The sequence below is a fragment of the Methylobacterium phyllosphaerae genome, from assembly GCF_001936175.1.
GTDB lineage: Bacteria > Pseudomonadota > Alphaproteobacteria > Rhizobiales > Beijerinckiaceae > Methylobacterium > Methylobacterium fujisawaense.
Genome location: NZ_CP015367.1, coordinates 2,935,343 through 2,955,876 on the forward strand (window position 1 = coordinate 2,935,343; position 20,534 = coordinate 2,955,876).

Sequence of the window (20,534 nt, forward strand, 5' to 3'; positions counted from 1 at the left end):
CGCGGGTCATCCGGGGCACGCGCGGCCACAAGCGGAAGATCCGGCACGGTGGGCCCCGCTCCCGCGAATGCGTGAGGTCCCTTTCAACCAAAGCAAGGACCGACGCCGCTTCGCAGCCCGCAACGACAAGCTCGCCCACAAGGACGCCTCGGCCGTCGCCCTGGCGGCCGACGCCGCCTTCTGGGCCCATCGCGACCAGACCCTATCAGGACCAGGGTCCGAGCAGCCCGCGGTTCGCCGCGTCGTCGGGGATCTCGTCGTCGTGGAAGGCGGTCAGGCGGCAGACTCGCCGTCGCCGCCTGACCGCTTCAGGATGTGCCGGTCGACCGTGAGGTCGAAGCGCGGATCGCGGCCGTCCTCGAGTGCGAGCGTCGCCCGGGCGATCCGCGCAGGCGCATCACCATTTCCGCACGAGGGGCGCGGGGGCGGGGGCGGGCTGCGCGCCGAACACGTAGCGGAAGCCCACCGAGACGATGTCGGCGCTGGAATCCACCACCCCCGCGAAGGCGATGTTGCCGACGTTGTAGTCGCGGCCGAGGCCCGCCAGGATCCGCGACCGGTCCAGGAAGAAGTGCGAATAGGCGAGGTTCAGCGTCAGCTGCCGGCTCCAGCGGTAGCTGGCGCCCACCGAGGCGATGTAGCGGTCCCCGTCCGGCAGCCGCACCGAACGGTTGCGGAAGTCGATCGGCGAGGTCTCGTAGGCGAAGCCCGTGCGCAGCGTCAGGTTCGGCGAGGCGTCGTACTCGGCGCCGATCGCGTAGGTGAACCCGTCCTTGTAGTTGAGCGGCAGGGTGTTCACCGGCAGGCCGAGGGTCTTCGAGACGATCCCGATGGTCCCGAGCCTCGACCAGTTGTCCCACTCGAAGCCGAGGTTCACCCGCGCCACCGGCGAGACCGCCTGGGTGAGGCCGACGCTCAGCTTGTCGGGGGTGTTCAGCCTCGCCCGGACCTGGCCGGCGAGCGGGGCCAGGGCGAGCAGCGGCACGCCGATCGAGCCGTCGATGTCGTGGTGCACCGAGGAGCGGTAGCCGATGCCCAGCACGGTCCCGTCGCGGGGCGTCAGCGTGGCGCCCGCGGTGAAGCCCACCCCCCAGGATTCCCCCTTGAGGAAGGAGCTCGGATAGGCGGTCGGCAGGAGGCCCGGGACCGGCAGCGCCTGCCGCAGGGTCAGGCGGAAATACTCGATGTTCGGCCCGGCCGCGATCGACAACCATTCGTTGACCTTGAAGCCGATCACCGGGTTGATCGCCAGGGAGAAGATCCGCGACGAGCGTCCGTAGACCTCCCCGGCCCAGACCTGGTTGGGCTTGGTCACGAGCCCGAAGGGCGCGCCGGTCGAGAGGCCGAGCCACAGGCGGTCGTTCATCTGGTACGAGGTCGCGCCCGCCGGCACGAGGGCGCCCTGACCGAGCTCGCCCGAGCCGCCCAGCCGCGCGAAGCCCGGATTGGTGCCCGGCGCCGGGCGGATCTCCGAGGACAGGCCGATATAGGTGAAGTTCTGCTCCGCGACGAAGCCCGGGTTCATCGTGATGGTCGCGGGGTTCCAGAACATCGACGACACGCCGCCCGATCCCGAGGCCGCACCCGCAAACGCCAGCCCCTGCGCCTGCGTGCTCTGCTCCCGCAGACCGAACGCCCCGGCCTGAACCTCGGCAATCGTGGCGACAGACGCACAGAGTGACGCCGTTCCGGCGGCCACCAGAAACCGAAATCTCATCACGATCCTCCCCAAGGTTTACCGCGCATCCACTTCCGGTTTCGGGCGGATGTCATGTTTTCTGAGTTTTGTGCCGCCAGAACCATCGGCGACACCGACACTTTGCGCGGCCGCCACTGTCACGATACTGCCGGTACGCGCAGGCATTACCCCTTCCCAATAGGTCAGGACGCTGCCGAAAGCGGCAAGAAAATGCAAGCGCGAAGCGGTGCGCTGATGAACTCCGGCGTCCGGCCGGCGCAGGGAAGGCGCTGGTGTGACAAATCGGTTTCACGCCGCGAGGCGGAGGCGCTGGATGGCGGGCGGCGGACCGCGTCGAGGACGCCGATGGGCCGCCTTGTACGGCACAGGGCTTCGGGTGCGGCGGCGCGAATACAAAGCTTCGCCGAGTGTCACAGCGGCCCTCGCGACATCGTCTGAACCGCTTGCGACCGGCTGACGCTTTGGGATAGAAGCTAACCTATACGTCAATCCTGGCCCGGCCAATCACGCACGCTCCGCGAGAGAGCGAGGCCGGTGAAGGGAGGGGAAGGTGGGAACCCAGCAGGGCATAAGGAAATGGGCCGGCGAAGCCGACGCTCAGGGTCCGCGCCATCGACGGACGCTTTGCGACGACGCTCCGGAGACGCTTCCGGCGATGGGCGATCGAGATCCGCACGATCCTGCCCAAGACCGGGGTCGGCAGGCTGTCGGAGACGGAGCGCGTGGTGGACGAGCGCCGGCGGGCCGATGCGGGGCCCATCAACATCCGAGTATCGGCACGACGTTGACCGCTCGCGCGCACCGGGAATACGGTGAATTCTCCGAAGAGAAGGTCACCTGTGTCCGATACGCTGTACACCGTGACCCAGCTCGCCAAGGACCTGGGGGTGACGGCGAGAACGGTCCGCTTCTACGAGGACAAGGGTCTCCTGACGCCTCAGCGGGCCGGGAACACGCGGGTCTATACGCATCGCGACCGGGCGCGACTGATCCTGATCCTGCGCGGCAAGCGGCTCGGGTTCTCACTGCGCGAGATCAAGGAATATCTCGACCTCTACGACGCCGATCCGACCCAGCAGGAACAGCTGCGCGCCCTGCTGAAGCGGATCCAGACCCGGATCGGCAGCCTCGTCGATCAGGAGCAAGCCCTCGTCGAGACGCTGGCCGAGCTGCGCGCCATCGAGCAGCAGGCCCAGGACGCCCTCGCGGCTCTGGCCTCATCCGAGGCGCCGGCGAAATCACGCCGCGCCCGCTAGGGCATACCGCGTCGTCAGGGCGACCGGTTCCGCGGGCCGAGGCCGCGCGGCCGGAATCGGCCCGCGCGTCTCACAACCTCCTTCCCCGTTCTCGTGCGTGCTCCCACGCCGGACTTGTGCGCGCCGGGTCAAGGCACGTCCGGGTCGGCGGGCCGCCCGTGTCGCAGATCCTTCGTGATCGTTCCGAGAGGACAGCATGACCAACGCGGTTATCGTGGGCTACGCCCGCTCGCCCTTCACCCTCGCCAAGAAGGGCGCCCTGGCCCGGGTCCGCCCCGACGACCTCGCCGCGCAGGTCGTGCGCCGGCTCGTCGCCGAGGCCGGCATCTCGTCGAACACCATCGAGGACCTGATCGTCGGCTGTGCCTTCCCGGAGGGCGAGCAGGGGTTCAACGTGGCCCGCCTGATCGGCATGCTGGCCGATCTCGATCTCAGCGTCGGCGGCGTCACGGTGAACCGCTTCTGCGGCTCCTCGATGCAGTCGGTGCACATCGCCGCCGGGCAGATCCAGCTCGGCGCCGGCGAGGCCTTCATCTGCGCGGGCGTGGAGAGCATGAGCCGCGTGCCGATGATGGGCTTCAACCCGATGCCCAACCCGGCGCTTCATGCGGCGCGCCCTGGCGCCTACATGGGCATGGGCGACACTGCCGAGAACGTGGCGCGCCGCTGGCAGATCAGCCGGGCCGACCAGGAGGCCTTCGCGGTGACGAGCCACCGCAAGGCCGCCGCGGCCCAGGCCGCCGGACGGCTCGCCGCCGAGATCGTCCCGATCGCCACAAAGGCCGGCACGGTCGAGACGGACGGCTGCATCCGGCCGGAGGCCAGCGCCGAGGGACTCGCCGCGCTCAAGCCCGCGTTCCAGCAGGACGGCAGCGTCACGGCCGGCACCTCGTCGCCGCTGACGGACGGTGCCTCGGCGGTCCTCGTCTGCAGCGAGGTCTATGCCCAACGCCACGGGCTGAAGCCGCTCGCCCGGATCGCCGCGATCGGCGTCTCGGGCTGCGAGCCGGAGATCATGGGCATCGGTCCGGTGGCCGCGTCCCGGAAGGCGCTGGCCCGCGCCGGCATCGCCGTCGACGCGGTGGGCGTCGTCGAGCTGAACGAGGCCTTCGCCAGCCAAGCGCTCGCCTGCATCCGGGAACTCGGCCTGCGCGCGGAGACGGTCAATATCGACGGCGGCGCGATCGCGCTCGGCCATCCGCTCGGTGCGACGGGGGCGCGCATCGTCGGCAAGGCAGCGGCGCTGCTCGACCGCGAGGGCGCCCGCTTCGCGCTGGCGACCCAGTGCATCGGCGGCGGCCAGGGCATCGCCACCCTTCTGGAGCGTGTCTGATGAGCGGGATCCGCAAAGTCGCCGTCATCGGCGCCGGAGTGATGGGCTCCGGCATCGCCGCCCATGTGGCCAATGCCGGCGTGCCGGTCCTGCTCATGGACATCGTGCCGGAGGGCGCAACCGACCGGAACGGTCTTGCGGCGGCCGCCATCGCCCGGATGCTCAAGACCGAGCCGGCGGCGTTCATGACCCCACGGGCTGCCAAGCGCGTCGAGGCCTGCAACGTCGAGGACCATCTCGACCGCCTCGCCGAAGTCGACTGGATCATCGAGGTGGTCATCGAGCGCCTCGACGCGAAGCGGGCGCTCTATCGGCGGATCGACGCCGTGCGCCGGCCCGGCACGGCGGTCTCGTCGAACACTTCGACGATCCCGCTCGATGCGCTGGTCGACGGCATGCCGGAATCCTTCCGGCGCGACTTCCTGATCACCCACTTCTTCAACCCGCCGCGCTACATGCGGCTGCTCGAACTGGTGACCGGCCCGCAGACCGATCCGGCCCTCGCCGAGACGGTCGCCGACTTCGCCGACCGCCGGCTCGGCAAGAGCGTCGTACGCTGCAAGGATCGGCCGGGCTTCATCGCCAACCGCCTGGGCATCACGTGGATCCAGAACGCCATCGCGGCCGCCGACGACCTCGGCGTCCCGGTCGAGGAGGCCGACGCCATCATGGGACGCCCCTTCGGCATCCCGAAGACCGGCGTGTTCGGCCTCGTCGATCTCGTCGGCCTCGACCTGATCCCGCACACCACCGCGAGCCTGCGCGCGGCGTTGCCGCCGGAGGACGCCTTCCACGACTCCTACCGCGAGATGCCGCTCGTCAGCCGGCTGATCGCCGCGGGCTTCACCGGGCGTAAGGGCAAGGGCGGATTCTACCGCCTGAACCGCACGGGCGGGCAGAAGACCAAGGAGGCCATCGATCTCGCGAGCGGCGCCTACCGGCCCGCCCGGAAGGCGGACCTGCCGGAGCTGAAGGACGCGAAAGGCCCCCGCGCGGTACTCGACCTGCCCGGCCGGGCGGGCGCCTACGCGTGGCGCGTCATCGGCGCGACCCTGTCGTACGCCGCCGGCCTCGTCGGCGAGGCGAGCGACGACGTCGCGGCGATCGATGAGGCGATGCGCCTCGGCTACAATTGGACATGGGGACCGTTCGAGCTGATCGACCGGATCGGCGGCGCCTACTTGGCCGATCGCCTCGCCCGCGACGGTCGGCCGGTCCCGCCGCTCCTCGCGGGTCTCAACGGCCGCAGCTTCTACCGGGTCGAGAACGGCCGCCGGCAGGTGCTCCAGCCCGGGGGCGGCTACCGCGACATCGTCCGGCCCGACGGCGTGCTGCGGCTCGCAGACATCAAGCTCGGCCGAGAGCCGCTCCTGACGAACGGCTCGGCGGCCCTGTGGGACATCGGCGACGGCGTGGTGTGCTTCGAGTTCACGTCGCAGAGCAACGCCCTGGACGAGCAGGTCATGGTCCTGCTCGGCAAGACGATCAAGCTCGTGAAGGACCGCTACAAGGCGCTGGTCGTCTACAACGAGGGCACGAACTTCTCGGTCGGCGCCAATCTCGGGCTGGCGCTGTTCGCCGCCAATATCGCGGCGTGGGGGGAGATCGAGAAGCTGGTCCATCTCGGCCAGCAGACCTATCGGCAGCTCAAATACGCGCCGTTTCCGGTGGTGAGCGCACCCTCCGGCATGGCGCTCGGCGGCGGCTGCGAGATCCTGCTGCACAGCGATGCCGTCCAGGCCCATGCGGAGAGCTATATCGGCCTCGTGGAGTGCGGCGTCGGCCTCGTGCCGGCCTGGGGCGGCTGCACGGAGATGCTGGGCCGCTGGCAGGCCTCCGGCACGCTGCCGAAGGGGCCGATGCCGGTCGTCGCCAGGGTGTTCGAGACGGTCTCGACCGCAACCGTGGCGAAGTCGGCCGAGGAGGCGCGGGACCTCCTGTTCCTGCGCCCCGACGACGGCATCACCATGAATCGCGACCGGCTGCTCGCCGATGCCAAGGCCAGAGCGCTGTCCCTGGTCGCAGGCTATGCGCCGCCGAAGCCCGTGCCTCTGACTCTGCCGGGTTCCGCGGGCGGCCTCGCCCTGCGCATGGCCGCCGAGGGCTTCGCGCGGCGCGGCATCGCCACGAAGCACGATCTCGTGGTGGCGGGCGAACTCGCCTCCGTCCTGTCCGGAGGAGAGGCCGACATCCTCGATACCCTGGATGAGGATGCCATCCTCGAACTCGAGCGCGACAGCTTCATGCGCCTCGTCCGCACCGAGGCAACCCTCGACCGGTTCGAGAGCGTGCTCGAGACCGGCCGGCCGGTGAGGAACTGACGATCATGCAGACCTACAAGGCCCCGCTGCGCGACATGCGCTTCGTGCTCCACGAACTGCACGCCGATCCGGGTTCCGAGCCGCTGCCCGGCCTGGAGGAGATCACGCCCGACGTCGCCGACGCCATCCTCGAGGAGGCGGCGAAGTTCTGCACCGAGCGGCTCCTGCCGCTCAACGCCTCCGGTGACGCGGAGGGCTGCCGCCTGGAGAACGGCGTCGTCCGGACGCCGAAGGGTTTTCCCGAGGCCTACGCGGCGTTCCGCGCGGGCGGTTGGACCGCGATGGGCTCCGACCCCGCCTATGGGGGCCAGGGCCTGCCGGAGACGATCAACAAGCTCGTCGAGGAGATGATCTGCTCGACCAACCTGTCCTTCGGGCTCTATCCGGGCTTGAGCCACGGTGCCTACAAGGCGATCGCCGGTCATGCGTCGGAGGCGCTGAAGGCGGCCTATTTGCCCAAGATCGTCGACGGCACGTGGTCGGGCACCATGTGCCTGACCGAGGCCCATTGCGGCACGGATCTCGGCCTGCTGCGGACCCGCGCGGTGCCGCAGGACGACGGTTCCTACCGGATCACCGGCTCGAAGATCTTCATCTCGGCGGGCGATCACGACCTCACCGAGAACATCGTGCACCTCGTCCTCGCGCGGCTGCCCGATGCCCCCAAGGGCGTGAAGGGCATAAGCCTGTTCCTGGTGCCGAAATTCCTGCCCGCGCCGGACGGGACGCCGGGGGCGCGCAACGGCGTCACCTGCAGCGCCCTCGAGCATAAGATGGGCATCAAGGCCTCGGCCACCTGCCAGCTCTCCTTCGACGACGCCGTCGGCTGGCTCGTCGGCGAGCCGCACAAGGGCATGCGCGCGATGTTCACGATGATGAACAGCGAGCGCCTGTCTGTGGGAATCCAGGGGCTGGGCGCCGGCGAGGCGGCCTACCAGGGCGCCGTCGCCTATGCCCGCGAGCGCCTGCAGGGGCGCGCGCTCTCCGGTGCCAAGCGGCCGGACCTGGCCGCAGACCCGATCATCGTACACCCGGACGTGCGGCGCATGCTGATGACGATCCGCGCCTACAACGAGGGCGCCCGGGCGCTCGGCGGCTGGGTCGCCCGGAGCCTCGACGTGATGGAGCGCCATCCCGATCCGTCCGAACGGCGGCGGGCGGAGGATTTCTCGGCCCTGATGACGCCGGTGGTGAAGGCGCTGTTCACCGATCTCGGCTTCGAGGCGGCCAGCATCGGCCTGCAGGTCTACGGCGGCCACGGCTTCATCCGAGACCCCGGCATGGAGCAGTATGTCCGCGATGCCCGGATCTCGATGATCTACGAGGGCACCAACGGCGTGCAGGCCCTCGACCTCGTCGGCCGCAAGCTCCCGGCCCATGCCGGCCGGCTGCTGCGCGGCTTCTTCCACCCGGTCCTCGCCTTCCTCGACGCGGCGCTGGAGGACGATGCCCTGGCGCTCCTCGCCCTGCCCGTGTCCAAGGCGTTCGGTGCGCTCCAGCTCGCCACCGCCCACATCGCGCAACGGGGCCTCAAAGATCCGGACGAGGCCGGCGCCGCCGCGACCGATTACCTGCGGCTGTTCGGCCTGGTGGCGCTCGGCTTCATGTGGGTGCGCGCCGCCAAGGTGGCGCAGGCGGCGCTGGCCGACGGAACGCCGGAGCGGGACTTCTACGAGGCCAAGCTCGCCACCGCCCGCTTCTTCATCGAGCGCATCCTGCCCCAGGTGGCCGGCCTGCTGGCGGCGATCAAGTCCGGCAAGGGCGCGATGATGGCCCTCGACGAGGCGATGTTCTGACCGCCCCGGACCTCCGGGGAATCCTCATGCGACTGATGGAGTGGAACGGATGGCGGATCTCGGCTTGCTGGTCGACTCGATCGAGGAACGGTCGGGCGCCTTGAGCGCGCTCGGATATCGGGTGCGGTTCGACCTCACCGATGGCGGCGGCATCCTGCTCGACGCCACCGGCGGCACGGTCGCCGTGTCGATCGCCGAAGAGGGCGAGGCCGATGCCGTGATGCGCTTGAGTTCCGACAATCTGCTCAAGCTCGTGGAGGGCCGGCTCAGCCCGATGATGGCCTTCTCGACCGGCCGCCTGAAGGTGCAGGGCTCGCAGGGCGTGGCGCTGAAGCTCGCCGGTCTGCTCGATCAGTAGCCGTCCCTGCGGGTGCGCCCCCCTCATCCGCACCCGGCCATCGCGGGAGGCGCCACCGGAGGATCCGCGAGACCGTCCGAAGAATGAGCCGTGGCGGTGCAGGTGCCCGCCGCTTGGGTCGCGGTGGCGACATCGAGACCCGCGTGAAGGCCGGCGGCTCCGGGGGCCCATCGCCGACACGACGATGGCCATGCTCCCATTAAGGGGGAGCGCCGCCGAGCCGACCGGCGCCGGTCTGCGACCGCTACGAAACTTTCCGTCCGGCGCCCCCGTAAGGGCGGGTGCTACCCCTGCGTCGGGGTCGGATGGAAGGAAAAACGATGCCCACAGCGAACAGCCACCGCATGAAGGCGCTTGCTCTGGCCCTCGCGCTCGGTCTCGGAGCAAGCAGCGCAGCCTACGCCAAGAACCCGATGGTCGGCGGCGCGCCGATGTACGCCCAGAAGACCATCGTCGAGAACGCGGTCAACTCGAAGGATCACACCACGCTGGTCGCCGCCGTGAAGGCCGCCGGCCTGGTCGACACGCTGAACGGTCCGGGTCCGTTCACGGTGTTCGCCCCCACGAACGCCGCCTTCGCCAAGCTGCCGCCGGGCACGGTGGAGAACCTCGTCCAGCCGCAGAACAAGGCGACGCTGACGAAGATCCTGACCTACCACGTGGTCCCGGGTGTCTACACCGCCAAGGATCTGATGGCGCTCGCCAAGAAGGGCGGCGGACAGGGCACGCTCACCACGGTGGCGGGCGAGCCTCTCGCCGTCGAGGTGCAGGGCAAGAAGGTCTATGTGACCGACGTGAAGGGCAACACCGCCACGGTGACCATTCCGAACGTCATGCAATCGAACGGCGTCATCCACGTCGTCAATGCGGTGCTGATGCCCTGATCCACCCGGACGGTCCGGCGTCGGCGGCCCTGATCCGGCTGCCGACGCCGATTTCTCGCAAACGTTGACCGCTGCGGCTGCCGAGATCGCGTCAGTCCGCGATGAGTTTGCCGGTGTAGACCACCGGACCGGTCGGCTGGCCGGTGGGCGAGCCGCCGGGCGGCTCCACCGAGACCGCGATCACGCCATCCGGAGCGGCCCCCGCCGGCAGCCTCATCTGGCTCACCGCCGTGCCGACAAGGCCGAGCGGCCGCGGCCCCTGGGCACCGACATACCACACTTCCAGGCTTCGATCCGCGGGTGCCTCGGCGCTGACGGGCCTCACCATTGCGACGCCGGTGCGCGTATCGACGCGCACGATCAGCGCCGGGAGCGTACCCCCGCCCTGCACCACGGCCAGATAGCGGCCATCCGACGGCCTCTGCCAGGGTCCGAGCGTCAGGACCAGAGCGAGGCCAGCCGCCAGCAGCCCGGCCCCGCCCGCGGCAACCCGCCACCGCCGAAGCTGGGAGCGCAGGGCTTCGATTTGATGCAACTCCGCGCGTCCCGCCGCCGGAAGCCTCCGCAAGAGTGCAGCGCGGACATGCGGCGGCGGTGTCTCGACGGGGATCACCATCGCGAGCGGGCCGAGGCGGCGTTCCCAAGCCTGGATCCGTGCCCGTACGACCGGATCGCGCGCGGCCTCGCCCTCCATGGCCGCACGCTCCTGCGCGTCGAGCGTTCCGAGGACGTACTCGGCCGCACGCAGATCGGGATCGTCGGGGTCTGGCGCCCTCGTACCGCTCACGACACCGTCTCCAGGCAGGTCTTCAAGGCGCCGAGCGCCCGGTGGAGCCAGGTCTTGATCGTGTTCACGGGACGATCGAACCGTGCGGCCAGTTCCTCACGCGAGCGCCCCTCACAATAGGCCAGCACGACGCAATCCCGGTGCGACGGTTCGAGTCGGCCGAGACATGCCACGAGGGCATTGCGGTCTTGAAACGCGCCCGCCTCGTCGTGCGGATCGATCAGCAGGTCCACCCAATCCTCGCCGCTGTCCAATTCCGGCCCCTGCACCTCCGCCTTCCGGCGTACGCTATCGATGGCGCGGTTCCGTGCGATGGTAATAAGCCAGGGCAGCGGCGGCCCGGCTTCCGGCCGATAGCTGCCCGCTGCCTGCCAGATCCGCATGTAGACGTCCTGGAGTACGTCCTCGGCCAAGCCGCGGTCGCGTTGGATACGCAGGATCAGCCCGTAAAGTTTCGGGCTTGAGACATCGTAGAGTTCAGCGAGCCGGTCCGCCTCACCTCGAGCGATTCCTGCAAGCAGCCGGCGCAGCGTGGCGTCGTCGGCCAACATGGGCCCCCGCATAGTTCGAGGCGCCTGCCATCGGACGCCCTCCCGGATGATGCTCTTAGACCAAGCCTCGGGACTCTGACGATCCCCCTCGCATGCGGCCGGAGGGGGCGCCACAGACGGACGATCCGGCCGCCGGTCCAAGTCACAGGGCGGCGGCGTGCTTGTTCGCCCGGTGCCGGAATGGCCACCCAGAGGCGGAGAGAGATCGATCTTCGCTGAAGGCCGGTTCGCGGCGCAAATTCGCGCAAGCCTCGAAACGTCCCAAGATGCGGCGCGGAACACTGAGCCATGGCCCTCCTGGCATCGCCCGTGCGTCAATCCATATTTCGCGTTGTCTGAAGCAGTGATCCATATAAAATCGAGATTGATCGGTTCGACCCGTTAGCGGTCAGAGCCGCGCTCCGCTCAGGTCGCTTCATGGCTATCGATATCGACAGTGGCGTCACCGCTGCGCCTCACCCCGCCGGCCCGCCCATTATCGGGGACGGCGCACCGAACTTCCGGGCCCGCACCACGATGGGCCCGCGCACGCTCTCGTCCTATCGGGGCCGCTGGCTGGTGTTCTTCTCGCATCCCGCGGACTTCACGCCGGTCTGCACCAGCGAGTTCGTGGCTTTCGCCCGGGCCCACGAGGCTTTCCAGGCCCTGGATTGCGACCTCCTCGCCCTCTCCGTCGACAGCCTGTCGTCGCACCTGGCGTGGCAACAGAGCATCGAGCAGCGTTTCGGTGTGCGGATGCCGTTCCCGATCGTCGAGGATCCGGCCATGGGCATCGCCCGTGCCTATGGCATGCTGCCGGCGGGAGCGGCGTCGAGCGCCACGGTGCGCACCACGTTCGTCATCGATCCGGAGGGGATCGTGCGCGCCCTCGTGACCTACCCGCTGACGGTAGGGCGCAGCGTCGCCGAGATCCTGCGGCTTGTGAGGGCGCTTCAGGCCTCCGACGCGGCCGACGTCTCGACGCCCGAGGGATGGCAACCGGGCGAGCCGGTGCTCGCGAATCCACCGATGACAAGCGAAGAGATCGGCGACTGCGGGACCGACTGGTATTACAGGTTGGAAAGCGTCTGATGGCACCCGGCACGGACGAGACCAAGGCGAGCGCGGCCGCCGAGTTGCTCAAGCTCGTCGCAAACCCCAACCGGCTGCGCATCCTCTACCTGCTGACGGACGGCGAGCGCTCGGTTTCGGACATCGAGCAGCGCCTCGGCATCCGTCAGCCGACCCTGTCGCAGCAGCTCGGCGAATTGCGCAACGCCGGGATCGTCACCACACGGCGCGCGCACAAGGTCGTATTCTACAGCCTGACAGAGGCCCGCACGCGTGCGCTCCTCGATGCGATCGAGGATATCTTGATCGTCAACCGCCCGCAGCGGCGCCTGGCGGCGCGCAGCCCCGACGCGCGCGAACGGGCCCTCGGGCAGGCCGCGATGTTCGGCCAGATCGGAGACGCGCCATGAATGCCTTTCTCGCCCCCCTCGCCGGTGGTGCCCTGATCGGCGCCTCGGCGGCCCTGCTGCTCCTGGCCAATGGCCGCATCGCGGGGATCAGCGGCATCGTCGGCGGATTGCTCGGCCCGGCCTCTCGGGATTGGGCTTGGCGGGTGGCCTTTCTCGTGGGGCTCTTCGCCGGCCCTGCCCTGTTCAGAGCGACGGCGGGCCATTGGCCCCAGGTCCGCATCGATGCCTCCTGGCCGATGCTTGTCGGGGCCGGGCTTCTGGTCGGGTTCGGGACGCGTCTGGGGTCGGGGTGCACCAGCGGTCACGGGGTTTGCGGCCTCGCGCGGCTCTCGCCGCGTTCCCTCGCAGCAGTCGCGACGTTCATGGCCGCCGCGATCATCACCGTCTTCCTCGTTCGGCACGGCCTGGTCCGATGAACACCCCGCGCCTCCTCGCAGCCTTCGCGAGCGGCCTGCTTTTCGGAGCGGGGCTCGCCCTTTCGGGCATGATGGACCCCGCACGCGTGCTGGGCTTCCTCGATGTCGCGGGGGCCTGGGATCCCAGCCTCGCCTTCGTCCTGGCCGGGGCCGTCGGCGTCTCGGCCCTCGGCTACGCGGTCAAGGCCCGGATGCCCCGGCCTGCCCTCGCGGACCGGTTCGAGATACCGGCGAACCGGAGCGTCGATGCCCGCCTGCTCGGGGGCGCCGTCCTGTTCGGAATCGGCTGGGGACTCGCCGGCTTCTGCCCCGGCCCGGCCCTGGCCGGTCTAACACTCGGCCTGCCGGAGGTCGCGCTGTTCGTTGCGGCGATGTTCGCCGGGATGCTGCTCTTTCGGTTCACCGCCCCGCGCTCGACGGGACCGATCACGGTGAGCCGCTGAGGGCGGAGGCGCCAGCCCGTAGGCGGGCACCGGCCTCCCCGATCAGGCGGTCCGTTCGGCTCGCTGCGGTTTCGCCATCCACTCTCGGCCCTTCAGCATAGCCTTCCAGTACAGCGGGGGCAGCATCCGTTCCTTGAGCAGCCACGCCACGCGGCTCGGCTTCGTGCCGTCGATCAGCCAAGCCGGGAAGCTCGGCATCAGCGTTCCGCCATATCCGAATTCCGCGAGCAGAATCTTTCCGCGCTCAACCGTCAGGGGGCACGACCCGTAGCCGTCGTAGGCGACCTCGGCCCCGCGCAGATGCCCCATCTCGACGAGGAGATTGTGGGCTACGACCGGGGCCTGTTTGCGCGCGGCGGCGGCCGTCTTGGCATTGGAAGCGCCGATCGCATCGCCCAAGGCGTAGATCGCGGGAAAGCGCGCGTGGCGCAGGCTCGCGGGATCAACGGCGATCCAGCCGGCCGCGTCGGCGAGCGGGGACGCACGGATGAAATCGGGCGCCTGTTGCGGCGGCACGACGTGGATCATGTCGAAATCGGTCTCGATCGTCTCGCAGATGCCGGTCTCGGTCTGGCGGGAGAACCACGCGCGCTTGGCGGGGCCGTCGATCCGCGTCAGCGTATGGCGAAAGTTCAGGCGCGCATCGTAACGATTCACATAAGTCATCAATGCGGGGACATAATCCTCGACGCCGAACAGCGCCGGACTGACCGTGTAGTATTCGACGTCGATATCTTTGAGCCGGCCCTGGCGTAGCCAGTGATCGGCCGAGAGATACATCGCCTTCTGCGGGGCGCCGGCGCATTTGATCGGCATGGGCGGCTGCGTGAACAGGGCGCGGCCGGCGCGCAGGGTCTGTACGAGTTCCCAGGTGTAGGGCGCCAGATCGTAGCGGTAATTGGAGGTGACGCCGTTCCGCCCGAGGGTTTCGGTCAACCCCGCGACACCGGCCCAATCGAGCGTCAGACCGGGCGCGACGACAGTCGATCGTAGCGCACAGTTTGGTGCCCCTCCAGGATCACGGTGTTCCGATCCGGCTCGAAGGCAGCCACAGCGTCCTTGATCCAGCATACGCCTGTGGGAATCAGCGAGGCCATGGTCCTGGCTGTGACGGCGGGCGAAAAGATTCCGCCGCCGACCATGGTCCAGCCTGGCTGGTAATAGTGCACATCGGCGGGCTCGATCAGCGCGATGTCGAGATCGGGCTTGCGCGCCTTGAGACTGGCCGCCACGGCAATGCCGCCGGCCCCACCGCCGATGACGACCACGCTGTGGAACAGATCGGCCGATACCTTCCGGATGCGGCCGCCCGCGGCGATGCGCCCGACAACGCCGGACAGGTCGTAGCCGGCTGCCTTCGCCGTTGACACGATCTCCGGCAGAGGACGGCCGCGGGCCGCCTCGTCGAACGACCACAGCGTCGCCGAACGCATTCCCGTGCGGCAATAGGCGAGGAGAGGCTTGGGCAGCGTCGCGCGCGCGACGCCGAATGCCGCCGCGTTCTCGTCGGAGATTTTGCCGGACACGACGGGCAGATCGTGGGCCTCGAGCCCCGCGGCGTGAGCAGCGGCCTCGATCTCCGCGAAATTCGGCTGATCCACGCCCTCTCCGTCCGGGCGATTGCAGATTACGGCCCGGAAGCCGGCCTGCGCGATATGCACGAGATCGGCAGGAAAGATCTGCCCCGCAACCGACAGATCCGGCGTAAGGCGCTTTGATTCCATCGTCGCATCCATCATTCTATATTATACGTATATGATAGGCTGAATCGATAAGATCACATATTGACAGCAGCGGCAACAGATCGTCATATGCGCGGAGAGACTCAGGCTCGGGCCTATCGATATATTCTTATGTGAAATGAACGACGGCTCAGGGCGTGTCCTGCCCTGCCGCCCGCCAGATGTCGGTCTAGCGGAAGATCGGAGAGACACTGCCGATGAGCGCTCTTCCTGCTGTTCTTTCCGGCGCAGGGGTCGGATTTACGCTCGGGCTGATCGGCGGCGGCGGCTCGATCCTGGCAACGCCGCTGCTGCTTTACGTGGTGGGCATTGCCCAACCGCACCCCGCCATCGGGACAGGAGCGCTCGCGGTCGCAGCCAACGCGTTCCTGACGCTCATCGGGCACACCAGGGCCGGCAACGTGCGCTGGCGCTGCGCCCTTGTCTTCGCCCTCGTCGGCATCCTGGGCGCCCTCGTCGGGTCATCCCTGGGCAAGGTCGTGGACGGACAGCGCCTGCTGTTCCTCTTTGCGCTTCTGATGGTGATCGTCGGCATCCACATGCTGCGGGGCCGGACCCGACAGGGGGGCTCGGCCGAGCCGGTCGGCTGCGGCCCGACACCGAGCGGAAGAGTGGTGGCCGTCGCCTTTGCGGTCGGCATGCTATCGGGATTCTTCGGGATCGGAGGCGGGTTTCTGATCGTGCCGGGCCTCGTCTTCGCGACCGGAATGCCGCTCATCACAGCGGTCGGCACCTCGCTGCTCGCGGTCGGCGCCTTCGGCCTCGCGACCGCGCTGAATTACGCCCTTTCGGGCCTGGTCGATTGGGCGGTCGCGGGCGAGTTCATGGCCGGTGGCCTTGCCGGCGGCGTCCTCGGCATGCGCCTTGCCAACCGACTCGCCGGCTACAAGGGCGCGCTGAATACAATCTTTGCCACCGTGATCTTCGGCGTCGCCGGCTTCATGCTCTACCTCAATGGCAGTGCCTTCGCCGCAGCTCCGTGAGCGTTGCGGGCGCGGGACTTGCGCGGGGCCGGGCTGGCCGGCGCCAGCCCGGCCGCCACGTCCGCTGAGATCCGCATCTGCAGCAGCCAGATCCGCCACGCGTCAATCCCGGGACGCCCGACACCGACAGGAGAGATCACATGACCGAACCCGTCATCCACGCCTTCTTCGATGAGCCCACCAATACGGTGAGCTACATCGTGGCCGATCCCGAGACCAAACAGGCCGCCTTCATCGATCCCGTGCTCGACTACGACCACAATGGCGGCAGCATCGACACGCGCTCCGTCACGGCGATGCTGAAGGCGGCCGAGGAGGCGGGCTTCTCGGTGGTCTGGACGCTGGAGACCCACGCCCATGCCGATCATCTGTCCGGCTCGCCCTTTGTGAAGGCGAAGACCGGCGCGCGGATCGGCATCGGCGAGCACATCAAGGACGTGCAGAAAATCTTCCGTCCGGTCTTCAATGCCACGGACCTGAAAACCGATGGCAGCGATTTCGATTGCCTCTTTGCCGACGGGGAAACCTTCCACATCGGCAATCTCGCCGTCGAGGTGCTCTACACGCCCGGCCACACGCCGGCCGATATCTGCTATCGCATCGGCAACCATGTCTTCGTCGGCGACACACTGTTCATGCCCGATTTCGGCACCGCGCGTGCGGATTTCCCCGGCGGCGACGTACACGCCCTCTACCGCTCGATCCGCAAGCTCCTCGCGCTGCCACCCGAGACGGTCTTGCATCTGTGCCACGACTACAAGGCGCCCGGGCGCGACGTGTACGCCTGGGAGACCACGGTGGGCGAGCAGCGCGCACGCAATGTCCACGTGAAGGAGGGCGTGACCGAGGCGGAGTTCACCGCGATGCGAACCGCCCGCGACGCCACGCTTGCGGCGCCGCGCCTGCTGCTGCCGTCGATCCAAGTGAACATCCGCGCCGGCAAGTTCCCCCCGGCGGAGGCAAACGGCGTCCGCTACCTGACCATCCCGGTCAAGCTGAAGGGCGGGGCCGAGGCCGGGTTGTAACTTCGCGCCGGGCTCGTGAGCCCGGACGGCCAACGGCCTCCGATGCCTCGATCCACGGAGCCGGCCGGAGCGGCCGCCGATCGGAGCTTCACGGGGAAACCCGGGTGACGGCGCGGTCGGCATTCACGCGTTGGGCCCAGCCTTTGGCGCTGGCCTCGCCCTTGAGGTCGATCAGTTTGGCGCCGCTGACATCGACGTTCTTGAAGTCCGCGCCGGCGACCGTGGCACCGGTCAGGTTCGCACCGGACAGGTCCGAGCCCATCAGCACCACGTCGGTCAGGTCGGCATCCTTGAGGTCGGCATATTCCAGGCGCGACCGCCCCAGGTCGGCCCCTTTGAGATTCGCCCCCGAGAGGTTCACCGAAGTGAACACCGCCCGCATCAGGCCCATGGACTGGTTCCTGATGTCGGCACCGCCCTTGAGGTCAACCAGCATCGCACCGCTCATATTGGCGCCTTTGAAGTCGCCGATCGGCGTGGATCGGCTGAGATCGGCGCCGCTCAGGTTGGCATCCCGGGCGGTGATGCCGAACATCCTCGCGTCGGCGAGTTTCGCGCCGGAGAGATCGGCTTTCAGGAACCACGCCTGTTCGAGGTTCGCCCCGCTGAGATCTGCCCCGCGAAGATTGGTGCCGTTCAGGCGCGCCGTCCGCAGGTTGGCGCCCCGGAGGTTCAGCCCGGACAGGTCGAGGCCCGACAACGCCTTGTCGTGCAGGTCGAGGGGCTTGCCGTCCGAGGCCCTGATCATCGCCTCGATGTCGGCGCGGCTCATCTCGGCCTTCGTCATCGCGGGGGAGGCCATGTCGGCTCCGAGCAGCAGATCCTGTTCGGCCGCGGCAGGGCCGGCGGCAAGGGCAGCGATCATGAAGCTGAAGGCGAGACGGCGCATCGGTTCACTCCCGGCAGACGCCACGCAACGCTGGCGTCCATATCGTGTTCAGTGTGCCGCAATGCTATCCCGAGCCGCCGCGCCCGGTCGGTGACCCCGGTCACACAAGTTGACGTGGCGGGAGAAACACGCACCACGTGCCGGACGATCAGCCCGTCGTCACGGCCGGAGAACGACGCCAGCCATGACGGACGCGCAGAAGCTCGAGCGCTGGATCGCGCGCTTTCCTCCGATTCAGGCACTCAGTTCCGCGCATCTTCAGATCGCGCGGGGCACCGTGCAATTCCCGGTGCTCGAGGCCGGCGCGACGGCCTACGAACTCCATGGCGAGTGCGCCCACTACCTGATGTGTCTCGAAGGACGGACGCGTATCTTTCGCATGTCGGAGAGCGGGCGTGAGGTTCTGATCTACAAGGTCGGGCCGGGCGGCACCTGTGCGCTGACGACGCAGTGCCTCCTGTCCGGCGGCACTTTCCCGGCCCAGAGCGTGGCCGAGGAGAGAACCGAACTCGCAGCCCTTCCGGTTGGCACCTTCCAACACCTGATGGGTGAAAGCGCAGCCTTCCGAAGCTTTGTTCTCGGCGACTACACGCGGCTGATGACCGGCCTGTTCACGCTGATCGACGAGGTCGCGTTCTCGCCGCTCAAACAGCGGCTCGCCCAGCGGCTGCTGTCCGAAGCTGGTCCGCAGGGCGTGGCCGCGGTAACCCACCAGAAGCTCGCGGACGACATCGGTAGCGTGCGTGAGGTGGTGAGCCGCATCCTGGCCCAATGGGCCGAGGCCGGTCTGATCGCGTTGCGGCGAGGTGCCGTCGAGATCGTCGACCGAACCAGCTTGGCAGCGGCCGGCCGGCGGTGACCTGCCGGGCCATTCGGATCAGCCTGGCAGTCGGGCCCTGCGGGACGGACCGGCCGCTTCCAGTCCCATCCGATGATTTCCTGGCACTTGCCCGGCATGGGATGTGACCGTCACGCGCCAACGCGTGGCGGGGCCTCGTATCGGCCAGTGCGATCATTGGCGCAGGTTGAACGTCGCACGCGCCCCGATCGCGACGGTCGAGACCGAGAAAAGGTGGATTGAAGACTTCATAAGCGTCGCGACAGCTTGGCCCTGCTCGCATGTCTGCAAGCCCTGGGCGCGCACCGCCTCGTGGAACCGGATAAACACCTCTTGAGTATGCTCGTCCGCCCTGATAATAGTTTAATGAAATCGCTTCGAACGGTGAAGCGTAAGGAAAAAATACTTTTGGAGGCGGATATGATTGTATTCGCTGGTATTTTTTCAGCCATGGCAGGCTTCGGCCTACTGCTGGGCCTCGGCGCGATCGAGTATCCTGTGGCGCCCCATATCAGCAGCTATGGCTGGGCCCTCTTCGTGAATGCAGCGGCGATATGTGGTTTGCTGCTGTTCAATCTCTATCATCGTCACAGTCAGCGCTTGCACTGATCCTGTGAGAGACACCCGAATTCGGGTCGCCGGACGAAGCTTGACCTTTGCCTCGCGACGGGCGGGCGTCACAATGCGATCGAACCGGCGCGCCGATCCGGGATCGCTATCGGCCACCCTTGGCCCAGGGCGGAGAGCGGCTTCCCGTCTCGAAGACCGGGCATCCGGCGAGGTCGGGCGGCCGAACGATCCCGTCGGTCGGGCCCCTGTTCCGGCTCGCGCCCTCGTCGCGCTGGAAATGGCTTGGTGGCCCCATCCCCGGGAGTTTCGACGGCGCGCCGCCCGACTTGACCCGTCAGGGGAGTTCCAGGCGCCGCGGATCCCGGCATGTCCCTCTATTCACCGACGGAGAACCTGTACGACCTGACGCGAATCCAGGTCGACGATGACCGCGCGATCATCGGGAGAAATGTAATAGCCGTAGTAACCGACCGGGTTCAGGCCGGGCATCGCGACGTTCTGGAACGATCCGAGTTCCAGCCATCCCGGAATTTGACTGCCCCGGCCGACGCGCACACCGCTCGGATCGCTATACCGCGGCCCCGTGTCGAAAAGCGTTTGGATCGTGCCGGGTTCGTTGCCGAACATGAGGACACCTTGCTGGGCCAGACGCGGGTTGACCCTGACGATGAGCGGTTGGGCAGATGCCGGAAAGCAGGCGAAGCAGCTTACGGCCGCAAGCATGGCTCCGGACAAGGCCGACAGCGCAGGTGACCGACGAGCAATCATGACGCCCTCCGAAGCCTTGCAGCAAATGCCACGATCAGTACGAATGTTTACATAGAGACAAGCCGAATTTGATGCTTGATGATTTGGGACAATCTTGATGTTTTGGTGTCGGCGCCCTTTCAGGCAGCGCCCGGATGTTGCGGGGGCAAGACCGGTCCGCGGCGCCGTTCCGACAGGTTCAACGCACCCGTCAGACCCCGGAAACGCCTTGCCGAGCGGCGCTGCCGAACGCCGGGATGGCGCGGTCGAACCACATCGGCCGGCATACGATCGCGATCGGAGCCGGAAAGCAGACACGCCATGAATCGGGCGCTCCCTCGAATTCACGACGTCTCACCCGATCAAGCCGCCCACGCGAATGTCTGCAATCCTGAACAGGCTCGCACTGCGTCAAATCCAACATGGGGCTTGGCCA

19 protein-coding genes and 1 pseudogene are annotated in these 20,534 nt (G+C 68.1%); 14 read left to right on the plus strand and 6 right to left on the minus strand.

Annotated features, from left to right (window positions below; all coding sequences use genetic code 11):
• Nucleotides 1-397 precede the first annotated feature (397 nt).
• The gene (locus MCBMB27_RS13285) at nucleotides 398-1,717 is read right to left on the minus strand and encodes an OmpP1/FadL family transporter (protein ID WP_075380645.1); all 1,320 of its coding nucleotides are present in this window, start codon (nucleotides 1,715-1,717) and stop codon (nucleotides 398-400) included.
• Between the two features lie 821 nt (nucleotides 1,718-2,538).
• Between MCBMB27_RS13285 and MCBMB27_RS13290 the strand changes: the two genes are divergently transcribed.
• The 6 genes from MCBMB27_RS13290 to MCBMB27_RS13315 all read left to right on the plus strand — a co-directional run bounded on the left by MCBMB27_RS13290 (nucleotide 2,539) and on the right by MCBMB27_RS13315 (nucleotide 9,647).
• Nucleotides 2,539-2,955 carry a MerR family transcriptional regulator gene (locus MCBMB27_RS13290; protein WP_078947327.1) on the plus strand — a complete coding sequence of 139 codons (417 nt, stop codon included), beginning with the start codon at nucleotides 2,539-2,541 and terminating at the stop codon, nucleotides 2,953-2,955.
• A gap of 196 nt (nucleotides 2,956-3,151) precedes the next feature.
• Nucleotides 3,152-4,288, plus strand: coding sequence for a thiolase family protein (locus tag MCBMB27_RS13295; RefSeq protein ID WP_043350416.1), 1,137 nt, complete (start codon nucleotides 3,152-3,154; stop codon nucleotides 4,286-4,288).
• The gene (locus MCBMB27_RS13300; protein WP_075380646.1) at nucleotides 4,288-6,609 is read left to right on the plus strand and encodes a 3-hydroxyacyl-CoA dehydrogenase/enoyl-CoA hydratase family protein; all 2,322 of its coding nucleotides are present in this window, start codon (nucleotides 4,288-4,290) and stop codon (nucleotides 6,607-6,609) included. The genes MCBMB27_RS13295 and MCBMB27_RS13300 overlap by 1 nt, the downstream gene beginning before the upstream one ends.
• 5 nt (nucleotides 6,610-6,614) lie before the next feature.
• A complete protein-coding gene (locus tag MCBMB27_RS13305; RefSeq protein WP_075380647.1) occupies nucleotides 6,615-8,405 on the plus strand; it encodes an acyl-CoA dehydrogenase C-terminal domain-containing protein in 1,791 nt (596 codons plus the stop codon).
• A 49-nt stretch (nucleotides 8,406-8,454) separates the two neighbouring features.
• Entirely contained in the window at nucleotides 8,455-8,763 is a 309-nt protein-coding gene (locus MCBMB27_RS13310; protein ID WP_051044774.1) for an SCP2 sterol-binding domain-containing protein, read from the plus strand.
• A 320-nt stretch (nucleotides 8,764-9,083) separates the two neighbouring features.
• Nucleotides 9,084-9,647 carry a fasciclin domain-containing protein gene (locus MCBMB27_RS13315; protein WP_043350407.1) on the plus strand — a complete coding sequence of 188 codons (564 nt, stop codon included), beginning with the start codon at nucleotides 9,084-9,086 and terminating at the stop codon, nucleotides 9,645-9,647.
• A 91-nt stretch (nucleotides 9,648-9,738) separates the two neighbouring features.
• On the opposite strand, the gene MCBMB27_RS13320 is transcribed toward MCBMB27_RS13315, so the two are convergent.
• On the minus strand, nucleotides 9,739-10,434 hold the full coding sequence (locus tag MCBMB27_RS13320) for an anti-sigma factor (protein ID WP_075380648.1): 696 nt from the start codon (nucleotides 10,432-10,434) through the stop codon (nucleotides 9,739-9,741).
• Nucleotides 10,431-10,985: a sigma-70 family RNA polymerase sigma factor gene (locus MCBMB27_RS13325; protein WP_053611021.1), complete on the minus strand. Its 555-nt coding sequence runs from the start codon at nucleotides 10,983-10,985 to the stop codon at nucleotides 10,431-10,433. The genes MCBMB27_RS13320 and MCBMB27_RS13325 overlap by 4 nt, the downstream gene beginning before the upstream one ends.
• 417 nt (nucleotides 10,986-11,402) lie before the next feature.
• On the opposite strand from MCBMB27_RS13325, the gene MCBMB27_RS13330 reads away from it, so the two are divergent.
• The 4 genes from MCBMB27_RS13330 to MCBMB27_RS13345 are packed head-to-tail and all read left to right on the plus strand — an operon-like array spanning nucleotide 11,403 to nucleotide 13,304.
• Nucleotides 11,403-12,056, plus strand: a complete 654-nt coding sequence (locus tag MCBMB27_RS13330; protein ID WP_075380649.1) for a peroxiredoxin — start codon at nucleotides 11,403-11,405, stop codon at nucleotides 12,054-12,056.
• A complete protein-coding gene (locus MCBMB27_RS13335; protein WP_075380650.1) occupies nucleotides 12,056-12,445 on the plus strand; it encodes an ArsR/SmtB family transcription factor in 390 nt (129 codons plus the stop codon). Before MCBMB27_RS13330 ends, MCBMB27_RS13335 begins: the two co-directional genes overlap by 1 nt.
• Entirely contained in the window at nucleotides 12,442-12,861 is a 420-nt protein-coding gene (locus MCBMB27_RS13340) for a YeeE/YedE family protein (protein ID WP_075380651.1), read from the plus strand. The genes MCBMB27_RS13335 and MCBMB27_RS13340 overlap by 4 nt, the downstream gene beginning before the upstream one ends.
• On the plus strand, nucleotides 12,858-13,304 hold the full coding sequence (locus tag MCBMB27_RS13345; RefSeq protein ID WP_053611025.1) for a YeeE/YedE family protein: 447 nt from the start codon (nucleotides 12,858-12,860) through the stop codon (nucleotides 13,302-13,304). Before MCBMB27_RS13340 ends, MCBMB27_RS13345 begins: the two co-directional genes overlap by 4 nt.
• Before the next feature lie 42 nt (nucleotides 13,305-13,346).
• Here the strand turns inward: MCBMB27_RS13345 and MCBMB27_RS13350 are convergent.
• A pseudogene (locus MCBMB27_RS13350) lies at nucleotides 13,347-15,028 on the minus strand (bifunctional protein tyrosine phosphatase family protein/NAD(P)/FAD-dependent oxidoreductase).
• Between the two features lie 215 nt (nucleotides 15,029-15,243).
• Here MCBMB27_RS13350 and MCBMB27_RS13355 point away from each other — a divergent pair.
• On the plus strand, nucleotides 15,244-16,029 hold the full coding sequence (locus MCBMB27_RS13355) for a sulfite exporter TauE/SafE family protein (protein WP_075380652.1): 786 nt from the start codon (nucleotides 15,244-15,246) through the stop codon (nucleotides 16,027-16,029).
• A 140-nt stretch (nucleotides 16,030-16,169) separates the two neighbouring features.
• Complete coding sequence (locus tag MCBMB27_RS13360; protein WP_075380653.1) at nucleotides 16,170-17,054, plus strand: MBL fold metallo-hydrolase; 885 nt, start codon at nucleotides 16,170-16,172, stop codon at nucleotides 17,052-17,054.
• An 88-nt stretch (nucleotides 17,055-17,142) separates the two neighbouring features.
• On the opposite strand, the gene MCBMB27_RS13365 is transcribed toward MCBMB27_RS13360, so the two are convergent.
• Nucleotides 17,143-17,943: a pentapeptide repeat-containing protein gene (locus MCBMB27_RS13365; RefSeq protein ID WP_075380654.1), complete on the minus strand. Its 801-nt coding sequence runs from the start codon at nucleotides 17,941-17,943 to the stop codon at nucleotides 17,143-17,145.
• Between the two features lie 184 nt (nucleotides 17,944-18,127).
• Here MCBMB27_RS13365 and MCBMB27_RS13370 point away from each other — a divergent pair, with 184 nt between their 5' ends.
• Together MCBMB27_RS13370 and MCBMB27_RS29640 are read left to right on the plus strand one after the other, a co-directional pair.
• Nucleotides 18,128-18,802, plus strand: a complete 675-nt coding sequence (locus MCBMB27_RS13370) for a Crp/Fnr family transcriptional regulator (protein WP_043350376.1) — start codon at nucleotides 18,128-18,130, stop codon at nucleotides 18,800-18,802.
• A 312-nt stretch (nucleotides 18,803-19,114) separates the two neighbouring features.
• On the plus strand, nucleotides 19,115-19,390 hold the full coding sequence (locus MCBMB27_RS29640; RefSeq protein WP_139231657.1) for a hypothetical protein: 276 nt from the start codon (nucleotides 19,115-19,117) through the stop codon (nucleotides 19,388-19,390).
• A gap of 339 nt (nucleotides 19,391-19,729) precedes the next feature.
• Here MCBMB27_RS29640 and MCBMB27_RS13375 read toward each other — a convergent pair whose 3' ends face one another.
• A complete protein-coding gene (locus MCBMB27_RS13375) occupies nucleotides 19,730-20,119 on the minus strand; it encodes a hypothetical protein (protein WP_139231656.1) in 390 nt (129 codons plus the stop codon).
• Nucleotides 20,120-20,534: the final 415 nt, after the last annotated feature.